Below are 20,360 nucleotides of genomic sequence, written 5' to 3' on the forward strand. Positions count from 1 at the left end.
GGTAAATTTGAGCGGACCAAGCCGCACGTCAACGTTGGTACGATTGGTCACGTTGACCACGGCAAGACGACGCTGACGGCAGCGATCACGACGGTGCTGACGAAGAAGTTCGGCGGCGAAGCGAAGGCCTACGACCAGATCGACGCGGCACCGGAAGAAAAGGCGCGCGGCATCACGATCAACACGGCACACGTCGAGTACGAAACGGCTAACCGCCACTACGCACACGTCGACTGCCCGGGCCACGCTGACTATGTGAAGAACATGATCACGGGCGCGGCACAGATGGACGGCGCGATCCTGGTTTGCTCGGCAGCAGACGGCCCGATGCCGCAGACGCGTGAGCACATCCTGCTGGCACGTCAGGTTGGCGTTCCGTACATCATCGTGTTCCTGAACAAGTGCGACATGGTGGACGACGCTGAACTGCTCGAGCTGGTCGAGATGGAAGTTCGCGAACTCCTGTCGAAGTACGACTTCCCGGGCGACGACACGCCGATCGTGAAGGGTTCGGCGAAGCTGGCGCTGGAAGGCGACACGGGCGAGCTGGGCGAAGTGGCGATCATGAGCCTGGCCGACGCGCTGGACACGTACATCCCGACGCCGGAGCGTGCAGTTGATGGCGCGTTCCTGATGCCGGTGGAAGACGTGTTCTCGATCTCGGGCCGTGGTACGGTTGTGACGGGTCGTGTCGAGCGCGGCATCGTGAAGGTCGGCGAAGAAATCGAAATCGTCGGTATCAAGCCGACGGTGAAGACGACCTGCACGGGCGTTGAAATGTTCCGCAAGCTGCTGGACCAAGGTCAGGCAGGCGACAACGTCGGTATCCTGCTGCGCGGCACGAAGCGTGAAGACGTGGAGCGTGGCCAGGTTCTGGCGAAGCCGGGTTCGATCACGCCGCACACGCACTTCACGGCTGAAGTGTACGTGCTGAGCAAGGACGAAGGCGGCCGTCACACGCCGTTCTTCAACAACTACCGTCCGCAGTTCTACTTCCGTACGACGGACGTGACGGGCTCGATCGAGCTGCCGAAGGACAAGGAAATGGTGATGCCGGGCGACAACGTGTCGATCACGGTGAAGCTGATCGCTCCGATCGCGATGGAAGAAGGCCTGCGCTTCGCAATCCGCGAAGGCGGCCGTACCGTCGGTGCGGGCGTCGTCGCCAAGATCATCGAGTAAGCCAGTTATTCGTTGATCGACAGTTTTGGGGCTGGCAGCAGCCGGCCCCAACATGGTTTAGGGGTATAGCTCAACTGGCAGAGCGTCGGTCTCCAAAACCGAAGGTTGGGGGTTCGATTCCCTCTGCCCCTGCCAAAAAATCGCCACGTATCCTACGTGGCATTTGTTTTAAGGTGTTATGGCGAATCCATCCGTCGAAACTGTAAATACCTCCGGCGATAAGCTGATGCTGGCCCTGGGCGTATTGCTGGTCTTGGCCGGATTCGTGGGCTTCTTCTGGCTGGCCAACCAGCAGTGGTATGTCCGCGGTGCCGCATTGGCGGTAGGTATCATCGCCGGCGTGGCCGTCGGTCTGATGTCCGCACCTGGCAAAAGCCTCATCGCCTTTGCCAAGGATTCGTACAAGGAAGTCCGCAAGGTCGTTTGGCCCACCCGCAAGGAAGCAACGCAAACCACACTCGTCGTGTTCGGTTTCGTGCTCGTGATGGCGATTTTCCTCTGGTTGAGTGACAAATCGATCGAATGGGTGATTTTCTCGGCGATTCTGGGTTGGAAATGATATGAGCGATACTCCGGCATCCCCGAGCGGAAAGCGTTGGTACGTCGTGCACGCCTACTCCGGTATGGAGAAGAGCGTGCAACGCGCGCTTCAAGAGCGCATCGAACGCGCTGGCATGCAGGACAAATTCGGTCAGATCCTGGTTCCGACCGAAGAAGTGGTCGAAGTCAAAGGCGGCCACAAGGCTGTAACCGAGCGTCGTTTCTTCCCCGGCTACGTGCTGGTGGAAATGGAAATGACGGACGAAACGTGGCACCTCGTGAAGAACACGGCGAAGGTCACGGGTTTCGTCGGCGGTGCGCGTAACCGCCCGACTCCGATTTCCCCCAAGGAAGTCGAGAAGATCATGTCGCAGATGCAGGAAGGCGTCGAGAAGCCGCGGCCGAAGACCCTGTTCGAAGTTGGCGAGATGGTGCGTGTCAAGGAAGGCCCGTTCACGGACTTCAACGGCACGGTCGAGGAAGTCAACTACGAAAAATCGCGCGTACGTGTGTCGGTCACCATCTTTGGCCGCTCCACTCCTGTCGAACTCGAGTTCGGCCAGGTCGAAAAAGTTTGATCCCGATTCGGTGGGCAGCCTCGGCTGCCCACCTTCGCGCTTACGGTCCGCGTCATGACCGTTGAGGAGCGTCAGTAGCCAGCGGCGAACGCGCGTTATCACTCACCGAACGCTAACTGGCGTTCCAACGAGGTTTACAAATGGCAAAGAAAATTGTCGGCTTTATCAAGCTGCAGATTCCTGCAGGTAAAGCCAACCCGTCGCCGCCGGTCGGTCCGGCACTGGGCCAGCGCGGCCTGAACATCATGGAGTTCTGCAAGGCGTTCAACGCGCAGACTCAAGGCATGGAGCCGGGTCTGCCGGTGCCGGTGGTCATCACGGCATACGCTGACAAGAGCTTCACGTTCGTGATGAAGACGCCGCCGGCGACCGTCCTGATCAAGAAGGCGGCGAAGGTGGACAAGGGCTCGAGCAAGCCGCACACCGACAAGGTCGGTTCGATCACGCGCGCTCAAGCCGAAGAAATCGCGAAGACCAAGATGCCGGATCTTACGGCAGCTGATCTGGACGCAGCCGTTCGCACCATCGCTGGTAGCGCACGCTCGATGGGCATCACTGTGGAGGGCGTGTAAATGGCTAAGATCTCCAAGCGCCGTCAGGCATTTGCCGCCAAGGTCGACCGTCAGAAGCTGTACGCGATCGAAGACGCACTGGCACTCGTGAAGGAATGCGCGAGCGCAAAGTTCAACGAATCGATCGACGTCGCAGTTCAGCTCGGCATCGACGCGAAGAAGTCGGACCAGGTCGTTCGTGGTTCGGTCGTTCTGCCGGCAGGTACGGGCAAGTCGGTTCGCGTTGCCGTGTTCGCGCAAGGCGAGAAGGCCGAGCAGGCTCGTGCAGCGGGTGCGGAAATCGTCGGTATGGAAGACCTGGCAGAGCAGATCAAGGCTGGCCAGATGGACTTCGATATCGTGATCGCTTCGCCGGACACGATGCGTATCGTTGGTACGCTCGGTCAGATCCTCGGCCCGCGCGGCCTGATGCCGAACCCGAAGGTCGGCACGGTCACGCCGGACGTCGCGACTGCAGTCAAGAACGCAAAGGCTGGTCAGGTGCAATTCCGTGTCGACAAGGCCGGTATCATCCACGCTACCATCGGCCGTGCATCGTTCGAATCGACCGCACTGCGTTCGAACCTGTCGGCGCTGATCGAAGCGCTGCAGAAGGCGAAGCCGGCAACGAGCAAGGGTGTCTACCTGCGCAAGATCGCACTGTCGAGCACGATGGGCGTCGGCGTGCGTGTCGACCAGGCTACGCTGGCAGCGTAAGAAAGTATTCGGGCTGCTTCGTTCGCGAAGCGGCCTACATGGGCTTTGGGCGGTTGTTCGTGCAGTAGGGCGGGCAACCGGTTATCAAAGACCGTTGGTGGGACGCAGCAGGCAGGCGATCCCTTAATTCAAGCCAACGCAGATGGCGAACCCGAAAAAGTTTTGCAGTGGTGAAGCCGCAGGCCGTGAAGTGATTCACGGCGTGAGGTGGAAATACTCCTAACGAGGTCGGACGCCGTTGTTGAACGAGGTGCGTGAGGTTTCGGCCATGCCGGCCGCGCCGAACGTATCGTTTCTGGAGGCTAACCGTGCCGCTTAATAGAGAAGACAAGCAAGCCGTCGTCGCTGAGGTTTCCGCGCAAGTCGCGAAGGCCCAGACCGTTGTGCTGGCTGAGTATCGTGGAATTGCGGTTGGCGATCTGACCAAGCTGCGCGCGAAAGCGCGTGAGCAACAGGTTTACCTGCGCGTGTTGAAGAACACGCTGGCGCGTCGCGCTGTTGAAGGTACGCCTTTTGCTCCGCTGGCAGAGCAGATGACTGGTCCCCTGATCTACGGCATCTCGGAAGATGCAATTGCTGCTGCTAAGGTCGTCAACGACTTCAGCAAGAGCAATGACAAGTTGGTCATCAAGGCTGGTGCGTTCGATGGCAAGGTGATGGACAAGGCTGGCGTGCAAGCGCTGGCAAGCATCCCGAGCCGCGAAGAACTGCTCTCGAAGCTGCTGTTCGTTATGCAATCGCCTGTTTCGGGCTTCGCGCGTGCCCTGGCCGCGCTCGCCGAGAAGAAGCAAGCGGAAGCTGCGTAAGCGAACGTGCATCAGCGTTACTGATCGCTGGCTGTATCCGAATTCAATTTAGGAGTATTTCAAATGGCAATCGCAAAAGAAGACATCCTGGCAGCAGTCGAAGGGATGACCGTTCTGGAACTGAACGAACTGGTCAAGGCGTTCGAAGAGAAGTTTGGCGTGTCGGCAGCTGCAGTGGCAGTCGCTGGCCCGGCAGGCGGCGGCGCTGCTGCTGCTGCAGAAGAGAAGACCGAATTCACGGTCGTCCTGGCTGAAGCAGGCAGCAACAAGGTTGCAGTCATCAAGGCAGTTCGCGAACTGACGGGCCTGGGCCTGAAGGAAGCGAAGGACGTCGTTGACGGCGCACCGAAGGCTGTCAAGGAAGGCGTCGACAAGGCTGCTGCTGAAGAAGCCAAGAAGAAGCTGGAAGAAGCTGGCGCGAAGGTCGAAGTCAAGTAAGTTTCGACGCGCTGTGCGAAGGCTGGCGGTATTTTCACCGCCGGCCTTTTTGTGCTTTGTGGGGACGTTATTCTGGCACTCTTTTGGGAGCCCGAATAATCGGCCCCAGAAGCCAAAGAAAACCGCCAAATCGTTGTCAATGGTCACGATTGGCGTTTCTCTTTGTCTTCTGAAGCGACTGCAGAAGGCAAGTTTGGTCGGGTAGCGGGCAACACAGGCATCCGCTGCCGTCAGCCAGCGGTTGGTAGCGGCCAACCACCAAGCTTCTCGGCTCGTTCAAGCCGTCGGACGGCCATCGGGTCTCAGTCGGTGAACACTCGGGTTTGAAACGTCCAGGTATTCCGCCTCGATAGCACCCGCCGTGATTCGGAGATCGTATGCAATATTCCTTCACCGAGAAGAAGCGCATTCGCAAGAGTTTCGCGAAGCGCCCCATCGTTCACCAAGTTCCGTTCTTGCTGGCTACCCAGCTTGAATCATTCAGCACGTTTCTGCAAGCCGATGTGCTTGGCACGCAACGCAAGCCTGAAGGTTTGCAGGCCGCATTCACATCGGTATTTCCCATTGTTTCGCACAACGGCTTTGCGCGCCTCGAGTTCGTGAGCTATGCGTTGTCCGCGCCGGCATTCAACATCAAGGAATGCCAGCAGCGCGGCCTGACGTACTGCTCCGCGCTGCGCGCGAAGGTCCGCCTTGTCATCCTCGACAAGGAATCGCCGAACAAGCCGGTCGTCAAGGAAGTGAAAGAGCAGGAAGTGTACATGGGCGAAATGCCGCTCATGACGCCGACGGGCTCGTTCGTCATCAACGGCACCGAGCGTGTCATCGTCTCGCAGCTGCACCGTTCGCCGGGCGTGTTTTTCGAACACGACAAGGGTAAGACGCACAGCTCGGGCAAGCTGCTGTTCTCGGCACGGATCATTCCGTACCGCGGCTCGTGGCTCGACTTCGAATTCGATCCGAAGGACATCCTGTACTTCCGCGTCGACCGTCGCCGCAAGATGCCGGTCACGATCCTGCTGAAGGCCATCGGCCTCACGCCGGAACAGATCCTCGCGAACTTCTTCGTGTTCGACAACTTCACGCTGATGGGCGAAGGCGCGCAACTCGAGTTCGTGCCCGAGCGCCTGCGTGGTGAAGTCGCGCGCTTCGACATCACGGATCGTGACGGCAAGGTCATCGTCCAGAAAGACAAGCGGATCAACGCGAAGCACATTCGCGACCTCGAAGCCGCGAAGACCAAGTTCATCTCGGTGCCGGAAGACTATCTCCTCGGCCGCGTGCTGGCGAAGAACGTCGTCGACGGCGATACCGGCGAAGTGATCGCGAGCGCGAACGACGAAGTCACGGAAAGCGTGCTCGAGAAGCTGCGCGAAGCGGACATCAAGGACATCCAGACGCTCTACACGAACGATCTGGATCAGGGTCCGTACATCTCGTCGACGCTGCGTGTCGACGAAACGACCGACAAGACGGCCGCGCGTATCGCGATCTACCGCATGATGCGTCCGGGCGAGCCGCCGACCGAAGAAGCGGTCGAGGCCCTGTTCAACCGTCTGTTCTACAGCGAAGAAGCGTACGACCTGTCGAAGGTCGGCCGTATGAAGTTCAACCGCCGCGTCAGCCGTGACGAGATCACCGGCCCGATGACGCTGCAGGACGACGACATTCTCGCGACGATCAAGATTCTCGTCGAGCTGCGCAACGGCAAGGGTGAAGTCGACGACATCGACCACCTTGGCAACCGTCGCGTGCGTTGCGTCGGCGAACTGGCGGAAAACCAGTTCCGCGCGGGTCTCGTGCGTGTCGAGCGCGCGGTCAAGGAACGCCTCGGCCAGGCCGAAAGCGAAAACCTGATGCCGCACGACCTGATCAACTCGAAGCCGATTTCGTCGGCGATCCGCGAGTTCTTCGGTTCGTCACAGCTGTCGCAGTTCATGGACCAGACCAACCCGCTGTCGGAAATCACGCACAAGCGCCGTGTTTCCGCACTGGGCCCGGGCGGTCTGACGCGCGAGCGCGCAGGCTTCGAAGTGCGTGACGTGCACCCGACCCACTATGGCCGCGTGTGCCCGATCGAAACGCCGGAAGGTCCGAACATCGGTCTGATCAACTCGCTCGCACTGTACGCGCACCTGAACGAGTACGGCTTCCTCGAGACGCCGTACCGCAAGGTCGTGGACAGCAAGGTGACCGACCAGATCGACTACCTGTCGGCGATCGAAGAAGGTCGTTACATGATCGCGCAGGCGAACGCCGCGATCGACGAGAACGGCCAGCTGATCGACGAACTCGTGTCGTCGCGTGAAGCCGGCGAAACGATGATGGTCACGCCGGATCGCATCCAGTACATGGACGTCGCGCCGTCGCAGATCGTGTCGGTCGCAGCTTCGCTGATCCCGTTCCTCGAGCACGACGACGCGAACCGTGCACTGATGGGCTCGAACATGCAGCGTCAGGCCGTGCCGTGTCTGCGTCCGGAGAAGCCGGTCGTCGGTACGGGCATCGAGCGTACCTGCGCGGTCGACTCGGGCACGACGGTTCAGGCGTTCCGTGGCGGTGTCGTCGACTACGTCGACGCAGGCCGTATCGTGATTCGCGTGAACGACGACGAAGCGGTCGCGGGTGAAGTCGGTGTCGACATCTACAACCTGATCAAGTACACGCGTTCGAACCAGAACACGAACATCAACCAGCGTCCGATCGTGAAGATGGGCGACAAGGTCTCGCGCGGCGACGTGCTGGCCGATGGCGCCTCGACGGACCTGGGCGAGCTCGCGCTCGGCCAGAACATGCTGATCGCGTTCATGCCGTGGAACGGCTACAACTTCGAGGACTCGATCCTGATCTCGGAGAAGGTCGTGGCCGACGATCGCTACACGTCGATCCACATCGAGGAGCTGAACGTCGTTGCACGCGACACGAAGCTCGGGCCGGAAGAAATCACGCGCGACATCTCGAACCTGGCGGAAGTCCAGCTCGGCCGTCTCGACGAATCGGGCATCGTGTACATCGGTGCTGAAGTCGAAGCAGGCGACGTGCTGGTCGGCAAGGTCACGCCGAAGGGCGAGACCCAGCTGACGCCGGAAGAGAAGCTGCTGCGCGCGATCTTCGGCGAGAAGGCTTCGGACGTGAAGGACACGTCGCTGCGCGTGCCGTCGGGCATGAGCGGCACCGTGATCGACGTCCAGGTGTTCACGCGTGAAGGCATCCAGCGCGACAAGCGTGCGCAACAGATCATCGACGACGAACTGAAGCGCTACCGTCTCGACCTGAACGACCAGCTGCGCATCGTGGAAGGCGACGCGTTCCAGCGTCTCGCACGCATGCTGGTGGGCAAGGTCGCGAACGGCGGCCCGAAGAAGCTCGCGAAGGGCACGAAGATCGACCAGGCTTACCTGGAAGACCTCGATCACTACCACTGGTTCGACATCCGCCTCGCGGACGACGAAGCAGCGGCACAGCTCGAAGCGATCAAGAACTCGATCGAAGAGAAGCGTCACCAGTTCGACCTCGCGTTCGAAGAGAAGCGCAAGAAGCTCACGCAAGGCGACGAACTGCCGCCGGGCGTGCTGAAGATGGTCAAGGTATACCTCGCGGTGAAGCGCCGTCTGCAGCCTGGCGACAAGATGGCAGGCCGTCACGGTAACAAGGGTGTCGTGTCGAAGATCGTTCCGATCGAAGACATGCCGTACATGGCCGACGGCCGTCCGGCAGACGTCGTGCTGAACCCGCTCGGCGTGCCGTCGCGGATGAACGTGGGTCAGGTTCTGGAAGTGCACCTCGGCTGGGCCGCGAAGGGCCTCGGCTGGCGTATCGGCGAAATGCTGCAGCGTCAGGCGAAGATCGAGGAAATGCGCGTATTCCTGACGAAGATCTACAACGATTCGGGCCGCCAGGAAGATCTGGAAAGCTTCACCGACGACGAGATCCTCGAACTCGCGAAGAACCTGCGCGAAGGCGTGCCGTTCGCAACGCCGGTGTTCGACGGTGCGACCGAGGAAGAAATGAGCAAGATGCTCGACCTCGCGTTCCCGGACGACATCGCGGAACAGCTCGGCATGAACCCGTCGAAGAACCAGGTCCGCCTGTACGACGGCCGCACGGGTGAAATGTTCGAACGTCGCGTGACGCTTGGCTACATGCACTACCTGAAGCTGCACCACCTGGTCGACGACAAGATGCACGCGCGTTCGACGGGCCCGTACTCGCTCGTCACGCAGCAGCCGCTGGGTGGTAAGGCGCAGTTCGGTGGCCAGCGTTTCGGTGAAATGGAAGTGTGGGCACTCGAAGCGTACGGCGCGTCCTATGTGCTGCAGGAAATGCTGACGGTGAAGTCGGACGACGTGAACGGCCGGACGAAGGTTTACGAGAACCTCGTCAAGGGCGATCACGTGATCGATGCAGGCATGCCGGAATCCTTCAACGTGCTCGTGAAGGAAATCCGCTCGCTCGGTATCGACATCGATCTCGACCGCAATTAATCGGACTACGGAGAGAAAGCAATGAAAGCTCTGCTCGATCTATTCAAGCAAGTCCAACAGGAAGAAGTTTTCGACGCGATCAAGATCGGTCTGGCCTCGCCGGACAAGATCCGTTCGTGGTCGTTCGGTGAAGTGAAGAAGCCGGAGACCATCAACTACCGTACGTTCAAACCGGAACGCGATGGTCTGTTCTGCGCGAAGATCTTCGGGCCGATCAAGGACTACGAGTGCCTGTGCGGCAAGTACAAGCGTCTGAAGCACCGCGGCGTGATCTGCGAGAAGTGCGGCGTCGAAGTGACGCTGGCGAAGGTGCGTCGCGAACGGATGGGCCACATCGAGCTGGCATCGCCGGTCGCGCACATCTGGTTCCTGAAGTCGCTGCCGTCGCGTCTGGGCATGGTGCTCGACATGACGCTGCGCGACATCGAACGCGTGCTGTACTTCGAAGCGTACGTGGTGATCGAACCGGGCATGACGCCGCTGAAGGCGCGGCAGATCATGACCGAAGAGGATTACTACAACAAGGTCGAGGAATACGGCGACGAATTCCGTGCCGAAATGGGCGCGGAAGGCGTGCGTGAACTGCTGCGCGCGATCAACATCGACGAGCAGGTCGAGACGCTGCGCACCGAACTGAAGAACACCGGTTCGGAAGCGAAGATCAAGAAGTATGCGAAGCGCCTGAAGGTCCTCGAGGCATTCCAGCGCTCGGGCATCAAGCCCGAGTGGATGATCCTCGAAGTGCTGCCGGTGCTGCCGCCGGAACTGCGTCCGCTCGTGCCGCTGGACGGCGGCCGTTTCGCGACGTCGGACCTGAACGACCTGTATCGCCGCGTGATCAACCGTAACAACCGGTTGAAGCGTCTGCTCGAGCTGAAGGCGCCTGAAATCATCGTCCGCAACGAAAAGCGGATGCTGCAGGAAGCCGTCGACTCGCTGCTCGACAACGGTCGTCGCGGCAAGGCGATGACGGGCGCGAACAAGCGTCCGCTGAAGTCGCTCGCCGACATGATCAAGGGCAAGGGCGGTCGTTTCCGTCAGAACCTGCTGGGCAAGCGCGTCGACTACTCGGGCCGTTCGGTCATCGTGGTCGGCCCGACGCTGAAGCTGCACCAGTGCGGTCTGCCGAAGCTGATGGCGCTCGAGCTGTTCAAGCCGTTCATCTTCAACAAGCTGGAAGTGATGGGCGTCGCGACGACCATCAAGGCTGCGAAGAAGGAAGTCGAGAACCAGACGCCGGTGGTGTGGGACATCCTCGAAGAGGTGATCCGCGAGCACCCGGTGATGCTGAACCGTGCGCCGACGCTGCACCGTCTCGGTATCCAGGCGTTCGAGCCGGTGCTGATCGAAGGCAAGGCAATTCAGCTGCACCCGCTCGTCTGCGCGGCGTTCAACGCCGACTTCGACGGTGACCAGATGGCCGTTCACGTGCCGCTGTCGCTCGAAGCGCAGATGGAAGCACGCACGCTGATGCTGGCGTCGAACAACGTGCTGTTCCCGGCCAACGGCGATCCGTCGATCGTGCCGTCGCAGGATATCGTGCTGGGTCTGTACTACGCGACCCGCGAAGCGGTCAACGGCAAGGGCGAAGGCCTGTCGTTCACGGGCGTGTCGGAAGTGATCCGCGCGTACGAGAACAAGGAAGTCGAACTGGCATCGCGCGTCAACGTGCGGATCACCGAAATGGTCCGCAACGAGGACACGTCGGAAGGCGCGCCGCAATTCGTGCCGAAGATCTCGCTGTACGCGACGACCGTCGGTCGCGCGATCCTGTCGGAGATCCTGCCGCACGGCCTGCCGTTCTCGGTGCTGAACAAGCCGCTGAAGAAGAAGGAAATCTCGCGCCTGATCAACACCGCATTCCGCAAGTGCGGTCTGCGTGCGACGGTCGTGTTCGCCGACCAGCTGATGCAGTCGGGTTTCCGTCTCGCGACACGCGCCGGCATTTCGATCTGCGTGGACGACATGCTCGTGCCGCCGCAGAAGGAAACGATCGTCGGCGACGCCGCGAAGAAGGTGAAGGAGTACGACCGCCAGTACATGTCGGGTCTCGTCACCGCGCAGGAACGCTACAACAACGTGGTCGACATCTGGTCGGCAACGTCGGAAGCGGTCGGCAAGGCGATGATGGAGCAGCTGTCGACGGAGCCGGTGACGGACCGCGACGGCAACGAGACGCGCCAGGAGTCGTTCAACTCGATCTACATGATGGCCGACTCGGGCGCCCGGGGTTCGGCGGTGCAGATTCGTCAGCTGGCCGGTATGCGAGGCCTGATGGCGAAGCCGGACGGCTCGATTATCGAGACGCCGATTACCGCGAACTTCCGCGAAGGCCTGAACGTGTTGCAGTACTTCATCTCGACCCACGGTGCACGTAAGGGTCTGGCTGATACGGCACTGAAGACCGCGAACTCGGGTTACCTGACCCGTCGTCTCGTCGACGTCACGCAGGATCTGGTGGTGGTCGAGGACGATTGCGGCACGTCGAACGGCGTCGCGATGAAGGCACTGGTCGAAGGCGGTGAAGTTGTCGAGGCGCTGCGCGACCGTATCCTCGGCCGCGTCGCGGTCGCGGACGTCGTGAACCCGGAAACGCAGGAAACGCTGTACGAATCGGGCACGCTGCTCGACGAAACGGCGGTCGAGGAAATCGAACGCCTCGGCATCGACGAAGTGCGCGTGCGCACGCCGCTGACCTGCGAAACGCGTTACGGCCTGTGCGCGGCCTGCTACGGCCGTGACCTCGGCCGCGGCTCGCTCGTGAACGTCGGCGAAGCCGTCGGCGTGATCGCGGCACAGTCGATCGGTGAACCGGGCACGCAGCTGACCATGCGTACGTTCCACATCGGTGGTGCGGCATCGCGTGCGGCAGTGGCGTCGTCGGTCGAAGCGAAGAGCAACGGTATCGTGCGTTTCACGGCGACGATGCGCTACGTGACGAACGCGAAGGGCGAGCAGATCGTCATTTCGCGCTCGGGCGAGGCGATGATCACCGACGATATCGGTCGCGAGCGCGAGCGTCACAAAGTGCCGTACGGCGCGACGCTGCTGCAGCTCGACGGCGCATCGATCAAGGCAGGCACGCAGCTCGCCACCTGGGATCCGCTGACGCGTCCGATCATCACCGAGTATGGCGGTACGGTGAAGTTCGAGAACGTCGAGGAAGGCGTGACCGTCGCGAAGCAGATCGACGACGTGACCGGCCTGTCGACGCTGGTCGTGATCGACGTGAAGCGTCGTGGTTCGCAAGCTTCGAAGAGCGTGCGTCCGCAGGTGAAACTGCTCGACGCGAACGGCGACGAAGTGAAGATCCCGGGCACGGAGCACGCAGTGCAGATCGGCTTCCAGGTCGGCGCACTGATCACCGTGAAGGACGGCCAGCAAGTGCAGGTGGGTGAAGTGCTTGCACGTATCCCGACCGAAGCGCAGAAGACGCGTGACATTACCGGCGGTCTGCCGCGGGTGGCGGAACTGTTCGAAGCGCGTTCGCCGAAGGATGCCGGCATTCTCGCGGAAGTCACCGGTACGACGTCGTTCGGCAAGGACACGAAGGGCAAGCAGCGTCTCGTCATCACGGACCTCGAAGGCAACCAGCACGAGTTCCTGATCGCGAAGGAAAAGCAGGTGCTGGTCCACGATGCTCAGGTCGTCAACAAGGGCGAAATGATCGTGGACGGCCCGGCCGATCCGCACGACATCCTGCGTCTGCAGGGTATCGAGGCGCTGTCGCGCTACATCGTCGACGAAGTGCAGGACGTGTATCGTCTGCAGGGCGTGAAGATCAACGACAAGCACATCGAGGTGATCGTTCGCCAGATGCTGCGTCGTGTGCAGATCACCGACAACGGCGATACGCGCTTCATCCCGGGCGAACAGGTCGAGCGTTCCGACATGCTGGACGAGAACGATCGCATGATCGCCGAGGACAAGCGCCCGGCTTCGTACGACAACGTGCTCCTCGGTATCACGAAGGCGTCGCTGTCGACCGACTCGTTCATCTCCGCGGCATCGTTCCAGGAAACGACCCGCGTGCTGACCGAAGCGGCGATCATGGGCAAGCGCGACGATCTGCGCGGCCTGAAGGAAAACGTGATCGTCGGCCGCCTGATCCCGGCCGGTACGGGTCTCGCGTTCCACAAGGCACGCAAGGCGAAGGAGATGTCCGACCGCGAGCGTTTCGATCAGATCGCAGCGGAAGAGGCATTCGACTTCGGCACGCCGAGCGCGCCGGCGGAAGAACCGCAACACCCGGCAGCCGAGTAAGCGCGGGGGCGGCGCGAGCCGCCTCACGTTGCCGACTTCGCTGTCATCGAAACCGCCCGGTCCGCCGGGCGGTTTTTTTTATCCGTCGCTCACGTGCATGACGGGCTTGCGGCACGCTTGCGCAGGCCCGTCATGCGCGCGCACGAACCCTGTCCGATTGGCCAACGTTGCACGATTCGCCGCGCGCTGCGCGAGCGGGTTGTTAAAATTGCGGTCATCATTCTGCCGTCCTCGTTCTCATTCATGTCCCGCGCCCTCGAAATCCTCGACGAAGTCTTTGGTTATCCCGCATTTCGCGGCCAGCAGGGCGAGATCGTCGAACACGTCGCCGGCGGCGGCGATTGCCTCGTGCTGATGCCGACCGGTGGCGGCAAGTCGTTGTGTTACCAGATTCCGGCGCTGCTGCGCCGCGAGGCCGGGCAGGGCGCGGGCATCGTCGTGTCGCCGCTGATCGCGCTGATGCAGGATCAGGTTGCCGCGCTCAGCGAAGTCGGCGTGCGTGCGGCCTATCTGAACTCGACGCTATCCGGCGCCGAAGCCGCGGCGACCGAGCGCGCGCTGCGCGAAGGCGAGATCGACCTGCTGTATGTCGCGCCCGAGCGGCTGATGACCGGCCGCTTCCTCGAGTTGCTCGAGCGCGCGAAGATCGGCCTGTTCGCGATCGACGAGGCGCACTGCGTGTCGCAATGGGGGCACGACTTCCGTCCCGAATACATCCAGCTGTCGGTGCTGCACGAGCGCTTCCCGTCGGTGCCGCGCATCGCGCTGACGGCCACCGCCGACGCGATCACGCGCGACGAGATCATCCATCGCCTTGCACTCGACGACGCCCGCGTGTTCGTGTCGAGCTTCGACCGTCCGAACATCCGCTACCGGATCGTCGAGAAGGACAACGCGCGCTCGCAACTGCTCGACTTCATCCGCGCGGAGCACACGAACGCGGACGGCACGACCGACGCGGGCGTCGTGTACTGCCTGTCGCGCCGCAAGGTCGAGGAAACGGCCGAGTGGCTGAAGGCGCAGGGCGTGCGCGCGCTGCCATACCACGCGGGGATGGAGTTCGAGGTGCGGCAGAAGCACCAGGAAATGTTCCAGCGCGAGGAAGGCATCGTGATGTGCGCGACGATCGCGTTCGGGATGGGCATCGACAAGCCCGACGTGCGCTTCGTTGCGCACCTCGATTTGCCGAAGAGCGTCGAAGGCTATTACCAGGAAACCGGCCGCGCCGGCCGCGACGGGATGCCGGCGAACGCGTGGATGGCGTATGGCCTCGGCGACGTCGTGCAGCAGCGCAAGATGATCGACGAGTCCGATGCGGACGACGCGCACAAGCGCGTGCAGACGTCGAAGCTCGACGCGCTGCTCGGGCTGTGCGAGACGATCTCGTGCCGGCGCGTGCGGCTGCTGAACTACTTCGGCGAGGCGAGCCAGCCGTGCGGCAACTGCGACACGTGCCTCGAGCCGCCCGATTCGTGGGACGCGACGCGCGAGGCCCAGATGGCGCTGTCGTGCGTGTTCCGCGCGCAGCGCGCGAGCGGCTTCAATTTCGGCTCGAGCCATCTGATCGAAATCCTGCGCGGCGGCCGTACCGAGAAGGTGTTGCAGCGCGGCCACGATCAGCTCAGCACGTTCGGGATCGGCGCGTCGCTATCCGAACCCGAATGGCGCGCGATTTTCCGGCAGCTCGTCGCGTACGGCTATCTGGCGGTCGATCATGGCGGGTTCGGCGCGCTCATGCTCACCGAGGCCGCGAAGCCGGTGCTGAAGAACGACGAGAAGGTCACGCTGCGCCGCTACGTGAAGCCGCAGCGCTCGCGTCAGTCGTCGAGCCGCAGCGGCACGCGTGTTGACCCGACGGCCGGCATGGGCACGCGCGAGCGCGCCCGCTGGGACGCGCTGCGCGCCTGGCGCGCGGAAACCGCGAAGTCCGACGGCGTGCCGGCCTACGTGATCTTCCACGACGCGACGCTGGCCGAAATCGCGCGCAACGCGCCGGAAACGATCGATGACCTGCGCCATATCCCCGGCATGGGCGTGCGCAAGCTCGAACGCTTCGGCGACGAGATCATCGACGTCGTCGAATCGGCGTGACACAGCTGTTCCGACCCTTCCGGTAAACCGCCCGTGTCACTGGCGAATCACGCAAGCCGTTGACTTAGTTGGCATTTCCGGAATATGATGCTGGGTTCCGGTATTCGGTGGGCCGAGTCGCGTTCGAAGGTTCGCGTCCCGTATCGCCGGTTCGGAAGTCAACTGTGCGTCGATTCTCGCTTTGCCCGAAATCGATGTGCAGATTTTGTTCAATTTCAGGAATAAACAATGCCAACCATCAACCAACTGGTTCGCAAAGGCCGTCAGTCGGAAACGACGAAGAGCAAGAGCCCGGCCCTGCAGGACTGCCCCCAGCGTCGCGGCGTGTGCACCCGTGTGTACACGACGACGCCGAAGAAGCCGAACTCGGCACTCCGTAAGGTCGCCAAGGTTCGTCTGACGAACGGCTTCGAAGTGATTTCGTACATCGGCGGTGAAGGCCACAACCTGCAGGAACACTCGGTTGTGCTGATCCGTGGCGGCCGTGTGAAGGACTTGCCGGGTGTGCGTTACCACATGGTTCGCGGCTCGCTGGATACCCAGGGCGTCAAGGACCGTAAGCAAGCGCGCTCGAAGTACGGCGCGAAGCGTGCAAAGGCTGCCAAGTAAGCAGTTTTTGATCAGGGATCGCCCAAGGGCGGTCAAGGCGGGAGTGCCGGATTGCCGGTGCTGTCGAGTAAGTGGTCACCCGGCCAAGCTGGTTAGTCGTAAAGATGTGATCGGGTTTGTTGGTGGCCGCGGGGCTGGAACCAGCTCCAACTGAACAGGTAAAGGAAGAATCATGCCGCGTCGTCGCGAAGTCCCCAAGCGGGAAGTGTTGCCGGATCCGAAGTTCGGCAACGTTGATGTAGCCAAGTTCATGAACATGCTGATGCTGTCCGGCAAGAAGTCGGTCGCAGAGCGCATCGTTTATGGCGCATTCGAACAGATCCAGACCAAGGGTGGCAAGGACCCGCTGGAAGTGTTCACGGTTGCGCTCAACAACGTGAAGCCGGTGGTCGAAGTGAAGAGCCGCCGCGTTGGTGGTGCCAACTATCAAGTTCCGGTCGAAGTGCGCCCGTCGCGTCGTATGGCATTGGCGATGCGCTGGCTGCGCGAGGCTGCGAAGAAGCGTAGCGAGAAGTCGATGGCTCTGCGCCTGGCAGGTGAACTCTCCGAAGCGGCCGAAGGCCGTGGCGGCGCGATGAAGAAGCGCGACGAAGTTCACCGCATGGCAGAAGCCAACCGCGCGTTCTCGCATTTCCGTTTCTAAGCGCCTGGCTGGGCTGTTTGCGGAAATAAATTCCGGGCGGGTGCGCTTTTCAGGCGCCTCGCCCGTTTGTGTTGAAGCACGATGCAGCAGGGCTGCATCGTGTCATCCCAGTAGAGGATCAAAGTGGCTCGCAAGACTCCTATCGAGCGCTACCGCAATATCGGTATTAGCGCTCACATCGACGCCGGCAAAACGACGACGACCGAGCGCATTCTGTTTTACACCGGTGTGAACCACAAGATCGGTGAAGTCCACGACGGCGCAGCAACGATGGACTGGATGGAGCAGGAACAGGAGCGTGGCATCACGATCACGTCCGCTGCTACCACCGCCTTCTGGAAGGGCATGGGCGGCAACTATCCGGAACACCGCATCAACATCATCGACACCCCGGGTCACGTCGACTTCACGATTGAAGTCGAGCGCTCGATGCGCGTGCTCGATGGCGCGTGCATGGTGTACTGCGCAGTGGGCGGCGTGCAGCCGCAGTCGGAAACGGTGTGGCGTCAGGCTAACAAGTACAAGGTGCCCCGTCTCGCGTTCGTCAACAAGATGGATCGTACCGGCGCGAACTTCTTCAAGGTCTACGACCAGCTCCGTCTGCGCCTGAAGGCGAACCCGGTTCCGGTCGTGGTGCCGATCGGCGCGGAAGAAAACTTCAAGGGCGTCGTCGACCTGATCAAGATGAAGGCGATCATTTGGGACGAAGCGTCGCAAGGCACGAAGTTCGACTACGTCGACATCCCGGCCGAGCTCGCGGAAACCTGCAAGGAATGGCGCGAAAAGATGGTCGAAGTGGCTGCCGAAGCCAGCGAAGACCTGATGAACAAGTACCTGGAAGAAGGCGATCTGCCGGAAGCCGACATCGTCAAGGCACTGCGCGACCGTACGATCGCGTGTGAAATCCAGCCGATGCTGTGCGGTACCGCGTTCAAGAACAAGGGCGTGCAGCGTATGCTCGACGCCGTGATCGATTTCCTGCCGTCGCCGGTCGACATCCCGCCGGTCAAGGGCGAACTCGAAAACGGCGAATCGGCAGAGCGCCGTGCGTCGGACGACGAGAAGTTCTCGGCACTCGCGTTCAAGATCATGACCGACCCGTTCGTCGGCCAGCTGATCTTCTTCCGCGTGTACTCGGGCGTGGTGAATTCGGGCGATACGCTGCTGAACTCGACGAAGGACAAGAAGGAACGTCTGGGTCGTATTCTGCAGATGCACGCGAACCAGCGCGAAGAAATCAAGGAAGTTCGCGCAGGCGACATCGCTGCTGCGGTCGGCCTGAAGGAAGCGACCACGGGCGACACGCTGTGCGACCCGGCGAACCCGATCATTCTCGAGCGCATGGTGTTCCCGGAGCCGGTGATTTCGCAGGCTGTCGAGCCGAAGACCAAGGCTGACCAGGAAAAGATGGGCCTCGCGCTGAACCGTCTGGCGCAAGAAGATCCGTCGTTCCGCGTGCAGACCGACGAAGAGTCGGGCCAGACCATCATTTCGGGCATGGGCGAGCTCCACCTCGAAATTCTGGTCGACCGGATGAAGCGTGAATTCGGCGTGGAAGCGACCGTCGGCAAGCCGCAGGTTGCATACCGCGAAACGATCCGTTCGACGGCGAAGGACGTCGACGGCAAGTTCGTCAAGCAGTCGGGTGGTCGCGGCCAGTACGGTCACGCGGTCATCACGCTCGAGCCGAACGAGCAGGGCAAGGGCTACGAGTTCTTCGACGAGATCAAGGGTGGTGTGATTCCGCGTGAATACATCCCGGCGGTCGACAAGGGTATCCAGGACACGCTGAAGTCGGGCGTGCTGGCTGGCTTCCCGGTCGTCGACGTGAAGGTTCACCTGACGTTCGGTTCGTACCACGACGTTGACTCGAACGAAAACGCGTTCCGCATGGCCGGTTCGATGGCGTTCAAGGAAGCGATGCGCAAGGCGAACCCGGTCGTCCTCGAGCCGATGATGGCTGTCGAAGTCGAGACGCCGGAAGACTACATGGGCAACGTCATGGGCGACCTGTCGGGCCGTCGCGGCATCGTCCAGGGCATGGAAGACATGGTTGGCGGCGGCAAGATCGTTCGCGCCGAAGTGCCGCTGTCGGAAATGTTCGGTTACTCGACGTCGCTGCGTTCGCTGACGCAAGGTCGTGCAACGTACACGATGGAGTTCAAGCACTACGCTGAAGCTCCGCGCAACGTTGCTGAAGCGATCATCAGCGCGAAGTCGAAGTAAATCTGCAGCTACCAACCGATATTTTTTGAAAGAAGAGAATCATGGCAAAAGGTAAATTTGAGCGGACCAAGCCGCACGTCAACGTTGGTACGATTGGTCACGTTGACCACGGCAAGACGACGCTGACGGCAGCGATCACGACGGTGCTGACGAAGAAGTTCGGCGGCGAAGCGAAGGCCTACGACCAGATCGACGCGGCACCGGAAGAAAAGGCGCGCGGCATCACGATCAACACGGCACACGTCGAGTACGAAACGGCTAACCGCCACTACGCACACGTCGACTGCCCGGGCCACGCTGACTATGTGAAGAACATGATCACGGGCGCGGCACAGATGGACGGCGCGATCCTGGTTTGCTCGGCAGCAGACGGCCCGATGCCGCAGACGCGTGAGCACATCCTGCTGGCACGTCAGGTTGGCGTTCCGTACATCATCGTGTTCCTGAACAAGTGCGACATGGTGGACGACGCTGAACTGCTCGAGCTGGTCGAGATGGAAGTTCGCGAACTCCTGTCGAAGTACGACTTCCCGGGCGACGACACGCCGATCGTGAAGGGTTCGGCGAAGCTGGCGCTGGAAGGCGACACGGGCGAGCTGGGCGAAGTGGCGATCATGAGCCTGGCCGACGCGCTGGACACGTACATCCCGACGCCGGAGCGTGCAGTTGATGGCGCGTTCCTGATGCCGGTGGAAGACGTGTTCTCGATCTCGGGCCGTGGTACGGTTGTGACGGGTCGTGTCGAGCGCGGCATCGTGAAGGTCGGCGAAGAAATCGAAATCGTCGGTATCAAGCCGACGGTGAAGACGACCTGCACGGGCGTTGAAATGTTCCGCAAGCTGCTGGACCAAGGTCAGGCAGGCGACAACGTCGGTATCCTGCTGCGCGGCACGAAGCGTGAAGACGTGGAGCGTGGCCAGGTTCTGGCGAAGCCGGGTTCGATCACGCCGCACACGCACTTCACGGCTGAAGTGTACGTGCTGAGCAAGGACGAAGGCGGCCGTCACACGCCGTTCTTCAACAACTACCGTCCGCAGTTCTACTTCCGTACGACGGACGTGACGGGCTCGATCGAGCTGCCGAAGGACAAGGAAATGGTGATGCCGGGCGACAACGTGTCGATCACGGTGAAGCTGATCGCTCCGATCGCGATGGAAGAAGGCCTGCGCTTCGCAATCCGCGAAGGCGGCCGTACCGTCGGTGCGGGCGTCGTCGCCAAGATCATCGAGTAA

The 20,360-nt window shown here is 61.4% G+C and carries 14 protein-coding genes and 1 tRNA gene; all 15 read left to right on the forward strand.

Going from position 1 to position 20,360, the window contains the following annotated elements; all coding sequences use genetic code 11:
- Positions 1 to 1,182, forward strand: a 1,182-nt coding sequence (gene tuf / locus ACTJKF_RS30770) for an elongation factor Tu (protein ID WP_027805213.1), incomplete at its 5' end; no start/stop codon positions are given.
- Positions 1,183 to 1,241: 59 nt separating this feature from the next.
- Positions 1,242 to 1,317: transfer RNA gene (locus ACTJKF_RS30775), tRNA-Trp, on the forward strand.
- Positions 1,318 to 1,360: 43 nt separating this feature from the next.
- Complete coding sequence (gene secE, locus ACTJKF_RS30780) at positions 1,361 to 1,741, forward strand: preprotein translocase subunit SecE (protein ID WP_006482892.1); 381 nt, start codon at positions 1,361 to 1,363, stop codon at positions 1,739 to 1,741.
- Position 1,742: 1 nt separating this feature from the next.
- A complete protein-coding gene (nusG, locus tag ACTJKF_RS30785; protein ID WP_006400672.1) occupies positions 1,743 to 2,300 on the forward strand; it encodes a transcription termination/antitermination protein NusG in 558 nt (185 codons plus the stop codon).
- A 140-nt stretch (positions 2,301 to 2,440) separates the two neighbouring features.
- Positions 2,441 to 2,872: a 50S ribosomal protein L11 gene (gene rplK, locus ACTJKF_RS30790; protein ID WP_006400671.1), complete on the forward strand. Its 432-nt coding sequence runs from the start codon at positions 2,441 to 2,443 to the stop codon at positions 2,870 to 2,872.
- On the forward strand, positions 2,873 to 3,568 hold the full coding sequence (gene rplA, locus ACTJKF_RS30795; protein WP_044849038.1) for a 50S ribosomal protein L1: 696 nt from the start codon (positions 2,873 to 2,875) through the stop codon (positions 3,566 to 3,568). It begins immediately after the preceding gene.
- 308 nt (positions 3,569 to 3,876) lie between these two features.
- Positions 3,877 to 4,374, forward strand: coding sequence for a 50S ribosomal protein L10 (gene rplJ / locus ACTJKF_RS30800; protein WP_085043647.1), 498 nt, complete (start codon positions 3,877 to 3,879; stop codon positions 4,372 to 4,374).
- Positions 4,375 to 4,437: 63 nt separating this feature from the next.
- Positions 4,438 to 4,812 (forward strand): 50S ribosomal protein L7/L12, encoded by a 375-nt coding sequence (gene rplL / locus ACTJKF_RS30805; protein WP_021161757.1) that lies wholly within the window; start codon positions 4,438 to 4,440, stop codon positions 4,810 to 4,812.
- A gap of 377 nt (positions 4,813 to 5,189) precedes the next feature.
- Positions 5,190 to 9,296 carry a DNA-directed RNA polymerase subunit beta gene (gene rpoB / locus ACTJKF_RS30810; RefSeq protein ID WP_440628855.1) on the forward strand — a complete coding sequence of 1,369 codons (4,107 nt, stop codon included), beginning with the start codon at positions 5,190 to 5,192 and terminating at the stop codon, positions 9,294 to 9,296.
- A 21-nt stretch (positions 9,297 to 9,317) separates the two neighbouring features.
- Positions 9,318 to 13,559, forward strand: coding sequence for a DNA-directed RNA polymerase subunit beta' (gene rpoC, locus ACTJKF_RS30815; protein ID WP_440628856.1), 4,242 nt, complete (start codon positions 9,318 to 9,320; stop codon positions 13,557 to 13,559).
- Between the two features lie 243 nt (positions 13,560 to 13,802).
- Positions 13,803 to 15,650 (forward strand): DNA helicase RecQ, encoded by a 1,848-nt coding sequence (gene recQ / locus ACTJKF_RS30820; protein ID WP_440628858.1) that lies wholly within the window; start codon positions 13,803 to 13,805, stop codon positions 15,648 to 15,650.
- Positions 15,651 to 15,878: 228 nt separating this feature from the next.
- Complete coding sequence (rpsL, locus tag ACTJKF_RS30825) at positions 15,879 to 16,259, forward strand: 30S ribosomal protein S12 (RefSeq protein ID WP_006400662.1); 381 nt, start codon at positions 15,879 to 15,881, stop codon at positions 16,257 to 16,259.
- Positions 16,260 to 16,431: 172 nt separating this feature from the next.
- On the forward strand, positions 16,432 to 16,902 hold the full coding sequence (rpsG, locus tag ACTJKF_RS30830; protein ID WP_006477195.1) for a 30S ribosomal protein S7: 471 nt from the start codon (positions 16,432 to 16,434) through the stop codon (positions 16,900 to 16,902).
- A 123-nt stretch (positions 16,903 to 17,025) separates the two neighbouring features.
- Positions 17,026 to 19,128, forward strand: coding sequence for an elongation factor G (fusA, locus tag ACTJKF_RS30835; protein WP_440628861.1), 2,103 nt, complete (start codon positions 17,026 to 17,028; stop codon positions 19,126 to 19,128).
- Positions 19,129 to 19,169: 41 nt separating this feature from the next.
- A complete protein-coding gene (tuf, locus tag ACTJKF_RS30840) occupies positions 19,170 to 20,360 on the forward strand; it encodes an elongation factor Tu (RefSeq protein ID WP_011350666.1) in 1,191 nt (396 codons plus the stop codon).

It is taken from the genome of Burkholderia sp. 22313 (assembly GCF_052045245.1).
Taxonomy (GTDB): domain Bacteria; phylum Pseudomonadota; class Gammaproteobacteria; order Burkholderiales; family Burkholderiaceae; genus Burkholderia.